The organism is Streptomyces sp. NPDC045899 (assembly GCF_056431485.1).
Genome location: NZ_JBWKKP010000026.1, coordinates 46,409 through 59,592 on the forward strand (window position 1 = coordinate 46,409; position 13,184 = coordinate 59,592).

Consider the following 13,184-nt stretch of genomic DNA (forward strand, 5'->3'; position numbering starts at 1 on the left):
GGGGTCCGCCTTCCGTCGGTTCCACCGGCCGGGATGTTCCGGTCGGTTGATGTCTCCGACAGTAGAAGGCGATGCGGTCAGCTTCCGTCCTCATCGAGGGGCCATGGTCGAGGGCGTCAGAACGGGAACTGGCTCCGGCCGTGCTGGATGGAGATCCACTTGGTGGTGGTGAAGTCCTCGATCATCGACTCACCGTTGAGCCGGCCGAGACCCGAGTGCTTCTCCCCGCCGAACGGCACGATCGGCTCGTCGTGCACCGTGCTGTCGTTCACATGGAACATTCCGGTGCGGACGCGCTGGGCGAACCGCACCCCGCGCTCGATGTCGCCCGTGTGCACCGCGCCGCTGAGCCCGTAGTCCGTGTCGTCGGCGATCCGGACGGCCTCCTCGTCGCCGTCGAACGGGATCAGCAGCACCACCGGGCCGAAGATCTCCTGACGGAGGACGGCCGAGCCCTCCGGCACCCCGGTGAGCACGCTCGGCTCCATCAGCGTGCCCCGGGTGCGTCCCCGCAGCAGCGCGGTGGCGCCCTCGGCTATGGACTGGTCGACCAGGGAGCTGATGCTCTCGGCCTGGCCCTCGTTGATCAGCGGCCCGATATGGGTGGCCGGATCGCCCGGGTCGCCCACCTTCAGGGAGCTCACCTTGGCCACGAAGCGCTCGGTGAACTCCCGCTCCACCGCGCGGTCCACCAGCACCCGGTTGGCCGCCATACAGACCTGCCCCTGATGGACGAAGCGGCTGAACACCGCCGCGTCCACCGCGTAGTCGAGGTCCGCGTCGTCCAGGACGACCAGCGCGCTGTTGCCGCCCAGCTCCAGGATGGACCGCTTGAAGTGGGAGGCCGCGACGGTGGCCACATGGCGGCCCACCCGGTCCGATCCGGTGAAGGAGATGACCTTGGGCACCGGATGCTCGATCAGCGCGTCACCGATCTCCGCGATGTCCGTGACCACCACGTTGAGCAGTCCGGCGGGCAGCCCCGCCTCCTCGAAGAGCCTGGCCACCAGACCGCCGCCGCAGATCGGGGTGTTCTGGTGCGGTTTGAGGACCACGGCGTTGCCCAGCGCCAGCGCCGGGGCCACCGACTTCAGCGAGAGCAGGAAGGGGAAGTTGAACGGGCTGATGACCCCCACCACCCCGACCGGCAGCCGGTAGAGGCGGTTCTCCTTGCCGTCGGCCGGGGACGGGAGGATCCGGCCCTCGGGGCGCAGCGCCAGCTGGACGGCCTCCCGCAGGAACTCCTTGGCCAGGTGGAGTTCGAAGCCCGCCTTCACATGGGTGCCGCCGCACTCCGCGATGATCGTCTCGGTGAGTTCCTTCTCACGGTCCTCGATGATCCGCAGCGCCCGCTCGAAGACCTGCCGCCGGGCGTAGGGGTTGGTGCCGCCCCACTCCGGCTGCGCCCGCTCGGCCGCCCGGTAGGCGAGGTCGACCTCCTCGACGGTGGCCACCGTGATGGAGGCCAGCTTCTCCCCGCTGTAGGGGTTGAAGTCGACGATGTCCCAGGACCCGTTGCCGCCGCGCCACTCACCGTCGATGTACTGAAAGGCCAACTCGGAGAAGTAGGACATGCCATCCCTATCCGGAGGACGCGGCGCCGTTCACCGACACCCTCACACGCGTGGGGGGTTTCCTGATGACATGTCATCCTACTGATGCGTCAGACGTCGTGAAGGAGGTCTCCGAGCAGTTCCCGGCTCTCACGCGGTGACAGGCTGTCCTCACCCAGCCGTCCCAACACCCGCTCGTACTGTGCCACTTCATCGCGCTTGTCCAGGTAGAGCGCGCTGGTGAGCTGTTCCAGATAGACCACGTCGGGCAAGTCCGACTCCGGGAACCGCAGCAGGGTGAACGCCCCGCTCTCCGCCGCGTGTCCGCCGAAGGAGAACGGCATCACCTGGAGGGTCACATTGGGCTGCTCGGAGACGGCGATCAGATGGCGCAGCTGGGCGCGCATCACCTCACGGCCGCCGTACGGACGGCGCAGCGCGGCCTCGTCCAGCACCGCGTGGAAGGCCGGGGCCCGCTCGGAGACCAGCAGTTTCTGCCGCTCCAGCCGCAGCGCCACCCGGCGGTCCACCTCGGCGGCGGGCGCCTGGGGCTGGCCGCGGGTCACCACGGCGTGCGCATAGCCCTCGGTCTGCAGCAGTCCGTGGATGAACTGGAGTTCATAGCAGGCGATATGGGATGCCGCACCCTCCAGACCCACATAGGTCTGGAACCAGCCGGGCAGCACATCGCCGTAACTGTGCCACCACCCGGTGAGGTTGGCCTCGCGGGCGAGACCGAGCAGCGCCGCGCGCTCCGACTCGTCCGTGACGCCGTAGAGCGTCAGCAGATCCTCGATGTCGCGCGCCTTGAAGCTCACCCGGCCCAACTCCATGCGACTGATCTTGGATTCGGAGGCACGGATCGAGTAGCCCGCCGCCTCCCGTGTGATGCCACGGGACTCGCGCAGCCGCCTGAGCTGAGAGCCCAGGAGGATACGGCGCACCACCGATCCACTCGACTCGCTTGCGGTCATCTGCGTGACCCTCCCTGTACGGAACTCACCCTTCCGAGGCGGCCCCGCGGCCCCTGGAGCTGAAGTCTGCCACTTCCCAGGTTCCACGCTGTACACATGCCGTCACTCAGCAGGGCCATGTACGCATCATTCCGCAGGAAGAAAGGCATGTAAATGCGGTCACTACCCCGCAAAGAAGCTCCGTGCACGTGCATCTGCCCTTGCATCTGCTCGGCGCATTCGGAACCATAGCCTTAGCGCACGTGCAAGCTCGTACGAGATCTGGCCAGGGATCGTCACGGCCACGGATGCAGGAGTGCTCGCATGGGGAGCGAAGGTCCGACCCTGCTGGAGCCCTTGTGGCGAGGGCTCCCTCCGATCGACCCCTCCTCCGTCTCCGGATCCGTCTCCTACGCCCTGCCCTCCCGCTTCGAAGCGGTCCGCGGCGCCCGGAAGTTCACCGGCACCACCCTGCGGCAGTGGGGTCTGCCCGAGCTCTTCGACGAGGTGGCGCTGGTCGTCTCCGAGCTGGTGACCAACGCCCTGCGGCACGGACTGCCAGGCGGGGTGCCCAGCGCTCTCACCGGGGGCCGGTGCGACGGTGACGGCGATCCGCAGATCCGGCTCCATCTGATGCACTGCCCCTCCCGGCTGGTGTGCGCGGTGCGCGACCTCAGCGAGGACGGACCGGTGGCGGGTGAGGCGGACTGGGCGGAGGAATCCGGCCGCGGGCTCCATCTGGTGGAGTGCTTCGCCGACGGCTGGGGCTGGCATCCGCTCGCGGGGACGCTGCGGGGGAAGGTCGTCTGGGCCCTGTTCCAGCTGCCGCGTCGCTGACCGGGCCCCTGACCGCGCCCCGCCGGGAAGCGTGCCCCGGGGGCGTCAGTGGTGGGCGGACTCCGGTGGCGCCGTGGTGATGCCCAGGGCGTGCAGCTGGAAGTACCGGGTGACATCGTGCATCGTCACGATGCCCTCCAGATGGCCGTGGTCCACCACCAGCACCGGCAGCCCGCCACCCGGCCGCGCCCGCTCCAGCACCTCGGTCAGCAGCTCGTCCGACGTGGCCACCGTGCACCGTGACACCGGTACGGCCACGTCCCGCACCCGGCGGGTCTCCCGCTCCCCGGCGGGCACGTTCGCCAGGGCGCGCAGCTGCACCAGCCCGCTGGGCCGGCCATCGAAGTCGAGCAGGGGCAGTACGGAATGGCGGGAACGCGCCGCCACCTCGTCGATGAACCGCGCCACGGTCAGCCAGTCGGCGCCGGTGGCCACCGGTGCCGACATCGCGTCGCCCGCCCGTACCCCGCGCAGCGCCGTGGCGTACCCGGCCCGCTGCCGTTCCGCGTTGGCGATGATGACCATGAACAGCCCGATCAGCCCGAGCCACAGTCCGCCGCCGTTCCCGCGCAGGAAGGAGATCCAGCCGAGCGCGATCAGCAGCACTCCGAAGACCTGGCCGCTGCGCCCCGCCGCGCGGTCGGCGCGCTCCCGGTCACCGGTGCGCCACCACAGCACCGCCTGCACCACCCGGCCACCGTCCAGCGGGGCCGCGGGCAGCAGATTGAACACACCCAGCAGCAGATTCGCCCAGCCCAGCCAGACCAGTACGGCGGCGGGCACCCCCCATCCGATCAGGCTGTGCACCCCGATCCCGGCGCCGACCGCGATCCCGCCCAGGAGCAGACTGGTGAGCGGTCCGCTGACCGCGACCAGCAGGGCGACCCCGGCGGTGCGCGGCCGTCCCATCTGGGTCACCCCGCCCAGCGCCCACAGCGTCACATCCTCGACCGAGACGCCCTTGCGCAGCGCGGCCACCGCGTGGGCGGCCTCGTGCAGCAGCAGGCTGACCATCAGCAGCAGGGCACCGACGAGGCTGGCGATCGCGTACACCACGGCCGTCCGCCCGGGGGTCCACACGGGCAGCGTCTCGCGGCCGAGACCGTAGGCGAGCAGGGCGACCAGCACCGGGACGCTCCAGTGCATCCGCAGTGGCACCCCGAGTACGTGTCCGACCCGGACCGAGCCCTTCATCGCCGTCGTCTCACATCAGCTGGGTTCCCCCGCTGTCAGTACCAGTGTCACTCACCCCGGTGGGATCGGCTCCGCGCGCGGCGCGCCCGTACCGGGATCAGCCGAGACCGGCCGGGTCCTGTGCCAGGTGGTCGAATTCGCCGTCCTTGACCCCGAGGAGCATCGCCTCGACCTCCGCCGGGGTGTAGATGAGCGCCGGGCCGTCCGGGAAGCGGGAGTTGCGCACGGCAACGTCGCCGCCGGGCAGTTTGGCGAACTCCACGCACGCACCCTGGGAGTTGCTGTGTCTGCTCTTCTGCCAGACGACCCCCTGAAGGTCCGCGGCCGCCATGCCGTTGTACGGGTGGTCGCGCACAGGGCTCTCCACTTTCGTGCAGCTGACAACTGCCCGGATCATAGCCGCGTTCCTTTGCCAGTGCATGGGCAAATGCATTCGCGTTTGCACAGGTAGATGCATCTTCAGATGCACGTGCACCATACGTATCGGGTTGATCACCCGGCAATCGCGTCTCCTGCCCCCGGGAGAGCAGAACAGTCGTCATGTCTTCCGTCCCCGCCCCCTAGGACGTCGACGACGCGCCCCGGGTTGGCCGCTCACGGCGGAAGCCGCGGCGTCCCCACCGGGCCCGTGGCGGGGGTCCGCTGTCAGTGCCCCCTGCCAGACTCCCGGTCATGCGGTGGGCGGTGGCGGAGACGGACGACGGGGGTGTCCGTCTCTGCCCGCTGACCGCCGAAGGGGGAGCCGCCGGGCCGGTGGTGGAGGTCACGGCGGCTCAGGGCGGGATCGCGGCCGCGGTGCGGTCCCGTCCCGAGGCGGACCGCTGGGTGTGGCGGTCCACCGCCGAGTTCGCTCCCCGGCTGCTCGCCGCCGGAGTGCGGGTCGAGCGGTGCTGGGACATCGAGGCGGCCGAGGCGCTGCTGCTCGGCCACGAGGGGCGGTCGGGCACACCGCGCTCACTGGCCGCCGCCTGGGCCAGGCTGCGCGGGCTGCCGGTGCCGCCCGACCCGCCCCCGCGCACGGCGGACACCCAGCCGTCGCTGTTCGAGCCCGGTCCGCCGCCGCTGCCGCCGGGCACCGATCCGCTCACCGCCCTGCTCGCGGTGTACGCGCGTCAGCTGGCCAGGACCGAGCTGGCCGAGCACCCCGGCCGGATGCTGCTGCTGATCACCGCCGAGTCCGCGGGCACCCTGGTCGCCGCCGAGATGAACCGCGCCGGGGTGCCCTGGCGCGCCGACCGCCACCGGCAGTTGCTGGACGAGCTGCTCGGCGAGCGCTATCCGGGCGGTCTCGAACCCCAGCGGCTGGCCGAGCTGGCCGACGAGGTCTCACGCGCCTTCGGCGGGGAGCGGGTGCGGCCCGATCTGCCCGCCGAGGTGGTCAGGGCGTTCGCCCGGGCGGGCATCGCGCTCGGCTCGACCCGCGCCTGGGAGCTGGAGCGGATCGACCACCCCGCGGTGGAACCGCTGCTGCGCTACAAGAAGCTCTACCGGCTGCACACCGCCCACGGCTGGGCCTGGCTCCAGTCCTGGGTGCGCGAGGGCCGCTTCCGCCCCGAGTTCCTGCCCGGCGGCACCGTCTCCGGACGCTGGACCTCCCACGGCGGCGGGGCACTGCAGATCCCCAAGGTGGTCCGGCGCGCGGTGGTGGCCGATCCGGGCTGGCGGCTGGTGGTCGCCGACGCCGACCAGATGGAGCCGCGGGTGCTCGCCGCCATCTCCCGCGACCGCGGGCTGATGGAAGTCGCCGGCAGCGGCCGCGACCTGTACGCCACCCTGTCCGACCGCGCCTTCGCGGGCCGCCGCGATCTGGCCAAACTGGCCCTGCTCGGCGCGGTCTACGGACAGACCTCGGGCGACGGACTCAAACACCTCGCCGCTCTGCGCCGCCGCTTCCCCGCGGCCGTGGCCTATGTGGACGACGCCGCCCGCGCGGGGGTGGAGGGCCGGCTGGTGCGCACCTGGCTGGGCCGCACCTGCCCGCCCGCCACCGGCGAGGGCGCCGAGGAGTACGCCGACGAGGCGGGGCTGCCGCGCGACCAGGACGAGGAGCCGTCGTACGGCAGCACCGCCGGTGCCCGCGCCCGCGGCCGGTTCACCCGGAACTTCGTGGTGCAGGGCAGCGCGGCCGACTGGGCGCTGCTGGTGCTCGCCGCGCTGCGCCGGTCCCTGTCCTCGGCCGGGCTCCGCGCGGAGCTGGTGTTCTTCCAGCACGACGAGGTCATCGTGCACTGCCCGGAGGAGGAGGTCGGGGCGGTCCGGGAGGCGATCGCGGCGGCGGGCGACGCGGCGGGCCGGATCGCCTTCGGCGAGACCCCTGTGCGCTTCTCCTTCACCATCGCGGCCGTGGAGTGCTACGCGGACGCGAAGGACTGACCCGGAAGACCCCGCCCACCGGCCCGTCCGGGTGAGGGCGACGGCTCTCGCCCAGGCGGCGCAGCACCGCAGGCGCCCGCCCCGGCCGTCCGCACACGATGATCACAGGGCCGCCGGGCGGCGGCCCGCCACGCCGCCCACAGGGGAGACCTGCCATGACCATCAGCCTCGAGCGGCTGCGCCGCTGCTCCATCGCCGTGGACCTCGGCGCGGCCAGGACCCGGGTCTATCTCAAGCGCACCGGAATCATCGTGGACGAGCCGACCGTCGCCGCCGTGAACACCCGCACCGGCGGTCTGATCGCGGTCGGAACCCTCGCCGAGCGCATGACGGGCCGCACGCCCGGCCATATCCGGGTGGTCCGCCCCGTCTCCGGCGGCACCGTCGTCGACATCGCCATGGCCCAGCGGATGCTGCGGCTGCTGCTCGGCGACAAACTGCGCCGCGCCTGGCGCCGCCGCCCGCTGACCAGCGCCGCCGTCTGCGTTCCGCATGACGCCGATCCGCTCGCCCAGCGTGCCGCCATGGAGACGCTCACCGGTGTCGGCGCCCGGCGGGTCGAACTGGTCGACACCCTGATCGCCGCCGCCGTAGGCTGCGGACTCCCGGTGGAACGGCCCGAGGCGACGATGATCGTGGTGTGCGGCGCGGCCACCACCCAGGTCGCGGTGTTGTCGCTGGGCTCGATCGTGGCCGCCGAACGGGTCCCGGTCGGCGGGGAGACCGTCGACCACGCCCTCGTCCAGCATCTGCGCAACGAACACGCGCTGATGCTGCCCAGCCAGGGTGTCCGCCCGCTGCACCTGGCGCTCGGCGACGACGGACCCGCCCCGCGGGAGACCGAGGTGCACGGCCGGGACGTGGCCACCGGGCTCGCCCGCTCGGTACGCGTGGACCTCGAGGCCCTGCGCACCGCCATGAGCACCCCGCTCACCGGGCTGATCGACGCCATCGGCACGGTGCTCCGCCGCTGCCCGCCCGATCTGGTGGCCGACCTCGCCGACCGCGGGATCATGCTCGCCGGTGGCAGCGCGCTGCTCCCCGGGCTGGACTCGATGCTGCGCGAGGCCACCGGGGTGCCCCTGACCATCGCCGAACACCCCAGTGTCTGCGCGGTGGAGGGACTGGGCGCGATGCTGGACGGCAAGGTGCAGCCCCTGACCCTCGACGCCATGGTGTCCTGAGCCGCCGCGCCGCCGCGCGCACCGCTGACACCACTCCCCCACACCTCCGTTCCCACCTGATCGGATTTTCTTCGCGACACGTTGAGCGGCCGCCCCCTCCCGTCCGTAGTGATGGGGGAAGAGGCCGAACGGCCGCCCAACCCCCCCGGGGCCCAGACCGGGAGTCGCCAGATGTTGTCCAACTCAGGTCAGGTCCTGGAGGTTCGTGTGCAGGACGATGCCGCCGTGGCCGATGAGCGTCCGTCGAGATCCCATCGCGGGACCCCGGACGAGCAGCTCATGCGCGCGCTCTACCAGGAGCACGCCGGGCCGTTGCTCGCGTTCGTCCTGCGCCTGGTGGCGGGCGATCGGCACCGTGCGGAGGACGTCGTCCAGGAGACCCTGGTACGCGCCTGGCGGAACGCGGACCAGCTGTCCCGGGCCACCGGTTCGATCCGGCCCTGGCTGGTCACGGTCGCGCGGCGGATCGTCATCGACGGCCACCGCAGCAGGCAGGCACGGCCCCAGGAGGTCGACCCCTCCCCGTTGGAACTCATGCCGGCGGAGGACGAGATCGACAGGGCACTACGGCTGATGACACTGTCCGACGCGATGCACGACCTCAGCGACGCCCATCGCGAGGTGCTGGTCGAGACGTATTTCAAGGGCCGGACGGTCAACGAGGCGGCGGAGACGCTCGGCATACCCAGTGGGACGGTCCGTTCCCGGGTCTTCTACGCGCTGCGCTCCATGAAGCTCGCGCTTGAGGAGAGAGGAGTGACGGCATGACAGCGCAGGCGCACCACGCGGGACATGACGCCGTTGGGGCGTATGTGCTCGGCGTGCTCGACGAGGTGGAGGCCACCGCCTTCGAAGCCCATCTGGCCGGCTGTGACCAGTGCGGACGGCAGCTCGACGAGCTGACCGGACTGGAACCCCTGCTGGCCGACCTGGCCGCGGACATCCCGGGGATCCACAGCTCCCCCGGACGCACCGCGCTGACCGGCCACACCCCGCACGTCTTCAGCGCCACCCCGAACGCCATCGACACCCTCACCGCACGCCCCGGCCCGGCCCTGCTGAGCCGTATGACCGCACGGGTCGCCGCGGCCCGCGGCAAGCGGCGGCGGCGCGGTCTCTACCTGGTCGCCGCGGCGGTCGCGATGATCGTCGGCGGACCGCTCGGCACCCTCGCGCTCACCTCGGACTCCGGTCAGGACACCACGGTCGCGGCCGCCCCGAGCCCGAAGGCCGCGTTCGTCAAGATGCCGGTGAAGGTGCACGGCACCGACCCGGACACCAAGGTGAACGCATCGGTCGCCCTGGAGGACAAGATGTGGGGCACCGACGCCGTTCTCCAGCTGAAGAACGTCAAGGGCCCCTTGGACTGCAGCCTGATCGCGGTCTCCAAGGACGGCGATGAGCAGGTCATGACGACCTGGTCGGTGTCGGAGTGGGGCTACGGGATGAAGGACAGCCCCCACAAGGAGGCCAGAGATCCGCTCTGGGCCCACGGCGGCGCGGGGATGAAGCTCGCCGACATCGACCGCTTCGAGGTCCGCACCACCGACGGAAAGCGCCTGGTCTCCGTGGACGCGTAACGCATCGTCGTCACCACACGGGAGATCGACGCACCCGGCCACTCGGATTGCCGAACGTGCCGTGCGGCGCTGTGAGCGGGATGTTACACAGAGTGTGATATGTCGTCTTTCGCGTCCCCGGGGGGTCCGGATCCGAGGAGGCACCTGTGGCTGACCCGGACACCCATCAGCAGCGCATGTTCGCCCAGTACGTCCTGCCCGAGATCGAGGTGCTGCTGCGCGTGGCGATGTCTCTGACCGCCCAGCGCGCGGACGCCGAGGATCTCGTGCAGGACACGTTACTACGGGCGTACCGAGCAGTCGGGCGTTTTGACGGGAGACACCCGAGGGCCTGGCTGCTGACGATCATGCGGCACGCGGAGGTGAGCCGGAGCCGCCAGCGTCGGCCCCGGCTGCTCGACGACCCCGACACCGAGCTGGAGCGGCTGACCCCGGCCCTCGACGCGACACCCGAGGAACTGGTGGTCGACACGGCCTTCGACGAGGCCGTGGACGCCGCGTTCACGGCGCTTCCGCTCCGTGACCAGCAGGTGGTGCGACTGGTGCATGTGGACGGGCTGTCCTATGCGGAGGCCGCACAGGTGCTGGACGTGCCGAAGGGCACGGTGATGAGCAGACTGCACCGGGCGCGCAAGCGGATCCGCAACCAGTTGCTGGCCACGGGACCGGACTCACAGCGAGGTGGCGCATGAGCAGATGGACGTGGTGGCGGAACACCGATCGCGCGCGGACCAGGCGGTGCCCGGTGGACGCGGCGATGCTCCAGTCGTACCTGGACGGAGAGCTGGACGCCGGGGACGCGGCCCGGGTGCGCTCCCATGTGGCCGAATGCCATGCCTGCGCCCGTGAGCTCTCCCTCTACCAGCGGATCAGCCGCGCGCTGGCCGCCCGGGCGGAGGCGGGCACGGACGCAGCGACGCTCGGACGGCTCCGGGAGTTCGCGGATTCCCTCGCCGAGCGGAAGACCCAGGATCCGGATCCGGCGCGAGGCGCGGAGCACGACGCGGGGCAGAGCGCAGGGCACAAGGCCGGCGGCTGACGACCCCGGTACCGGGGTCCGGCCGTGGACCGGGTCCCGGATCCGGCCGCCGTACCCGGTCCGTGGCGGGCGTCCGGTCCGGACCGGCGGCGGTCCGGGCCTCGGCCCGCTCCCTCGCGGTGCCGCGCAACAGCGCCACCGTGGTCAGCACGGTTCCGGCGACCAGTGCGACATCGGCGAGATTGAACACCGGGCCACGGGCGGCGACCGTGATCCAGTCGATGACGGCCCCCCGCAGCGGGCCCGGCGGCCGCAGCGCCCGGTCAGCGCCGTTGCCGATGGCTCCGCCGGCGATCAGCCCCAGCCCCAGCGCGGCCCCCCGGTTGCGGGCCCGCAGCCCCGCCCCGGCCGCGGCCAGGGTGGCGGCCGCGCCCGCGAGGGTGATCAGGGTGATCAGCACCGGACGTCCGTGCCCCAGTCCGAAGGCCACCCCGGGGTTGTGGACCACGAGGGCGTGGAACGGGCCGAAGGCGGCCTGCGGCCCCGGTCGGCCGCCCCAGGCGACCAGCGCCAGCGCCTTGGTCACCTGGTCGGCCGCGACCACCAGGAGCACGGTGGCCGGGAAGAGGATCCGGCCGGTGGGCGGACGGGGCTGGGTCATGGGAGGGAAACCCGTCCGGCGGACGCCCCGCTTCCCTTTTGTCCAGGTTTCCGGGCGCCCGCGGTGACCGGTGATGTCCCCGGCACCCTGTGCGACGGCTCCGGATATGACGGAGGGCCCGCAGGCGGTGCCTGCGGGCCCTCGCTGTCCTATCGCCGTGATGGCGTCATACCAGCCGGGGTCACTCCGACTTGTTCCCCTTCTTCGCCTCCAGCAGAGGCGTCTGGTACTTGGACAGCATCTTCATCTTGTTCTTGTCGACCGTCTTCCAGTCGTTGTTCAGGACACCACCGGTGTCACCCGAGTTCGGGTTCCAGGACCAGTAGGTGTAGCTGATCTGGTTCTTCTTCAGGTAGTCCATCAGAGCGTTCTGCCAGACGGCTTCCTTGCCCTTACCGGCGGTCTTCTTACCACCGAACTCACCGAGCAGCAGCGGGCCGATGCCCTGCTTCTTGATGTAGGCCCAGTGCTTCTCCCAGATGCCAGGCATGTTCTTGGGGAAGTCCTTCTTCATGAACCAGCCCTGCATGTAGACGCCCGGACCGTAGTCGTGCGCCGAGTAGACGACCTTGTTCTTCTCCTTGAGCTTCACCGGGTGCTTCTTCACACCCTGGAGGTCGCCACCCCACCAGAACTGCTCGTTCTTGTGGCGGTCGGTGCCCTCGACGAACACCAGCCAGTCCTTGTTGACCTTGTGGATGGCGTCACCGGCCTTCTGGGCCGCCAGGCGCCAGTCGGTCTTCGGGTTGCCGTCACCCCACGTGGCCTGGCCACGCGGCTCATTGTGCAGGTCGGCGCCGATCACCCGGTCGTTGCCCTTGTAACGCTTGGCCAGCTTGACCCAGTCGGAGAGCCACTTCTTCTCGGTGAGGGTCTGCGAGTACCAGAGCTCACTCTGGCCCTGCGCGTCCGGACGGTGCTGGTCCAGGATCACCCGGATACCACGGTCGGTGGCACCCTTGACGATCTTGTCCATGATCTGCTGGGGCTTGAGGCCCTTCAGATCGGGGTTCAGCTTGTAGTTGACACCGGTCACCTTGGCCTTGGCATCGAACATGTCGTTCGCGTACGGCAGGCGCAGGGTGTTGAAGCCCTTGTCGGCCATCTGGTCCAGCATGGACTCGTAGCCGCGGGACCACAGACCGTGCGGGGCACCGGTACCGGTCTCGAAGCCGAACCAGTTCACACCGGTCAGGACGACCTTCTTGCCGTCGGAGTCCACGATGTCACCCTTGCGGGTCGACAGCGGGCCCTCGGAGCCGGCACCGGCGACCTTGTTCGACGCGGCGGAGCCGGAGGACTCGTCATTGTTCATGGCGAAGGCGGTCACGGTGCCACCCACGGCAGCGACAGCGACGACGGCCGTCGCGATACCCACACGCAGACGGTTCGGCCGCGGAAGGCGCGAGGTCTTGGTGGTCTCGTCGGTGGTCGGGGCGTTGTTCTGGTCCATGGGGGAATTCATTCGCTGATACTCCTGAGGAATTCGGGTACTGCGGTCTTGAGGATGCTGGTTGTTCTTGTCGGAGATTCCAGACATTCCATTTGCGGGTCGGAGACGGCGGTCAGCCGGACAATCCGAGCGCTCGGAAGGAGTTCGCCGATCAGGCGGTCCAGCCGTTGCGCTTGCCAACTCAGCTCGTCCACGTCGATCAGCACCACATCCGGTTGCATGTGCCGGGCCAGAGAAATGGCTTCTCGGGCCGACCCAGCTATTCCGGATAGCTCCAGTCCGGGCTCCTCGACAACGAGGTCTGCGAGAGCACTCAGCACCTGAGCGTGGTACTCCACGACGAGAACTCTTTGCATCGATGGAGCTCCTTCGGTTTTGTCCTTTCGCTTCACGACATTAGGGAATCAGCGGGGGTCG

Annotated in this window: 13 protein-coding genes and 1 pseudogene; 7 read left to right on the top strand and 7 right to left on the bottom strand. The window is 70.4% G+C overall.

What is annotated here, in order from left to right:
* Positions 1-116: 116 nt before the first annotated feature.
* Both AC07FT_RS29825 and AC07FT_RS29830 read right to left on the bottom strand, forming a co-directional pair.
* The gene (locus AC07FT_RS29825) at positions 117-1,574 is read right to left on the bottom strand and encodes an aldehyde dehydrogenase family protein (protein WP_471191218.1); all 1,458 of its coding nucleotides are present in this window, start codon (positions 1,572-1,574) and stop codon (positions 117-119) included.
* Positions 1,575-1,663: 89 nt separating this feature from the next.
* Positions 1,664-2,527 carry a helix-turn-helix domain-containing protein gene (locus AC07FT_RS29830; RefSeq protein WP_471191221.1) on the bottom strand — a complete coding sequence of 288 codons (864 nt, stop codon included), beginning with the start codon at positions 2,525-2,527 and terminating at the stop codon, positions 1,664-1,666.
* A 303-nt stretch (positions 2,528-2,830) separates the two neighbouring features.
* On the opposite strand from AC07FT_RS29830, the gene AC07FT_RS29835 reads away from it, so the two are divergent.
* Positions 2,831-3,343, top strand: a complete 513-nt coding sequence (locus AC07FT_RS29835; protein WP_479179059.1) for an ATP-binding protein — start codon at positions 2,831-2,833, stop codon at positions 3,341-3,343.
* A gap of 45 nt (positions 3,344-3,388) precedes the next feature.
* Here the strand turns inward: AC07FT_RS29835 and AC07FT_RS29840 are convergent, their stop codons facing one another.
* Positions 3,389-4,537 (bottom strand): site-2 protease family protein, encoded by a 1,149-nt coding sequence (locus AC07FT_RS29840; protein ID WP_471191227.1) that lies wholly within the window; start codon positions 4,535-4,537, stop codon positions 3,389-3,391.
* Between the two features lie 97 nt (positions 4,538-4,634).
* Entirely contained in the window at positions 4,635-4,868 is a 234-nt protein-coding gene (locus AC07FT_RS29845; RefSeq protein WP_471192601.1) for a DUF397 domain-containing protein, read from the bottom strand.
* A 341-nt stretch (positions 4,869-5,209) separates the two neighbouring features.
* Here AC07FT_RS29845 and AC07FT_RS29850 point away from each other — a divergent pair, with 341 nt between their 5' ends.
* From AC07FT_RS29850 to AC07FT_RS29875, 6 genes and pseudogenes are all read left to right on the top strand, one after another.
* Positions 5,210-6,910: a bifunctional 3'-5' exonuclease/DNA polymerase gene (locus AC07FT_RS29850; protein WP_479179060.1), complete on the top strand. Its 1,701-nt coding sequence runs from the start codon at positions 5,210-5,212 to the stop codon at positions 6,908-6,910.
* Positions 6,911-7,065: 155 nt separating this feature from the next.
* On the top strand, positions 7,066-8,094 hold the full coding sequence (locus AC07FT_RS29855; RefSeq protein WP_479179061.1) for a rod shape-determining protein: 1,029 nt from the start codon (positions 7,066-7,068) through the stop codon (positions 8,092-8,094).
* A gap of 171 nt (positions 8,095-8,265) precedes the next feature.
* Positions 8,266-8,862 (top strand): sigma-70 family RNA polymerase sigma factor, encoded by a 597-nt coding sequence (locus AC07FT_RS29860; RefSeq protein WP_176182135.1) that lies wholly within the window; start codon positions 8,266-8,268, stop codon positions 8,860-8,862.
* Positions 8,859-9,674 carry a zf-HC2 domain-containing protein gene (locus AC07FT_RS29865; protein ID WP_479179062.1) on the top strand — a complete coding sequence of 272 codons (816 nt, stop codon included), beginning with the start codon at positions 8,859-8,861 and terminating at the stop codon, positions 9,672-9,674. The genes AC07FT_RS29860 and AC07FT_RS29865 overlap by 4 nt, the downstream gene beginning before the upstream one ends.
* Before the next feature lie 146 nt (positions 9,675-9,820).
* Positions 9,821-10,366, top strand: coding sequence for an RNA polymerase sigma factor (locus AC07FT_RS29870; protein WP_479179064.1), 546 nt, complete (start codon positions 9,821-9,823; stop codon positions 10,364-10,366).
* A gap of 65 nt (positions 10,367-10,431) precedes the next feature.
* Positions 10,432-10,506: pseudogene (locus tag AC07FT_RS29875) on the top strand (zf-HC2 domain-containing protein); the annotation flags it as partial.
* A 37-nt stretch (positions 10,507-10,543) separates the two neighbouring features.
* Here AC07FT_RS29875 and AC07FT_RS29880 read toward each other — a convergent pair.
* The 3 genes from AC07FT_RS29880 to AC07FT_RS29890 form a co-directional block, all read right to left on the bottom strand.
* On the bottom strand, positions 10,544-11,314 hold the full coding sequence (locus AC07FT_RS29880; RefSeq protein WP_479179065.1) for a signal peptidase II: 771 nt from the start codon (positions 11,312-11,314) through the stop codon (positions 10,544-10,546).
* A 181-nt stretch (positions 11,315-11,495) separates the two neighbouring features.
* A complete protein-coding gene (locus AC07FT_RS29885) occupies positions 11,496-12,767 on the bottom strand; it encodes a glycoside hydrolase family 5 protein (protein WP_471191245.1) in 1,272 nt (423 codons plus the stop codon).
* An 8-nt stretch (positions 12,768-12,775) separates the two neighbouring features.
* Positions 12,776-13,105, bottom strand: coding sequence for a response regulator (locus AC07FT_RS29890; protein ID WP_254739839.1), 330 nt, complete (start codon positions 13,103-13,105; stop codon positions 12,776-12,778).
* Between the last annotated feature and the right edge of the window lie 79 nt (positions 13,106-13,184).

Coding starts and splice junctions, on each gene's coding strand:
- AC07FT_RS29825 (WP_471191218.1), bottom strand. CDS start 1,574: ATGTCCTACTTCTCCGAGTTGGCCTTTCAGTACATCGACGGTGAGTGG.
- AC07FT_RS29830 (WP_471191221.1), bottom strand. CDS start 2,527: ATGACCGCAAGCGAGTCGAGTGGATCGGTGGTGCGCCGTATCCTCCTG.
- AC07FT_RS29835 (WP_479179059.1), top strand. CDS start 2,831: ATGGGGAGCGAAGGTCCGACCCTGCTGGAGCCCTTGTGGCGAGGGCTC.
- AC07FT_RS29840 (WP_471191227.1), bottom strand. CDS start 4,537: ATGAAGGGCTCGGTCCGGGTCGGACACGTACTCGGGGTGCCACTGCGG.
- AC07FT_RS29845 (WP_471192601.1), bottom strand. CDS start 4,868: ATGGCGGCCGCGGACCTTCAGGGGGTCGTCTGGCAGAAGAGCAGACAC.
- AC07FT_RS29850 (WP_479179060.1), top strand. CDS start 5,210: ATGCGGTGGGCGGTGGCGGAGACGGACGACGGGGGTGTCCGTCTCTGC.
- AC07FT_RS29855 (WP_479179061.1), top strand. CDS start 7,066: ATGACCATCAGCCTCGAGCGGCTGCGCCGCTGCTCCATCGCCGTGGAC.
- AC07FT_RS29860 (WP_176182135.1), top strand. CDS start 8,266: ATGTTGTCCAACTCAGGTCAGGTCCTGGAGGTTCGTGTGCAGGACGAT.
- AC07FT_RS29865 (WP_479179062.1), top strand. CDS start 8,859: ATGACAGCGCAGGCGCACCACGCGGGACATGACGCCGTTGGGGCGTAT.
- AC07FT_RS29880 (WP_479179065.1), bottom strand. CDS start 11,314: ATGACCCAGCCCCGTCCGCCCACCGGCCGGATCCTCTTCCCGGCCACC.
- AC07FT_RS29885 (WP_471191245.1), bottom strand. CDS start 12,767: ATGGACCAGAACAACGCCCCGACCACCGACGAGACCACCAAGACCTCG.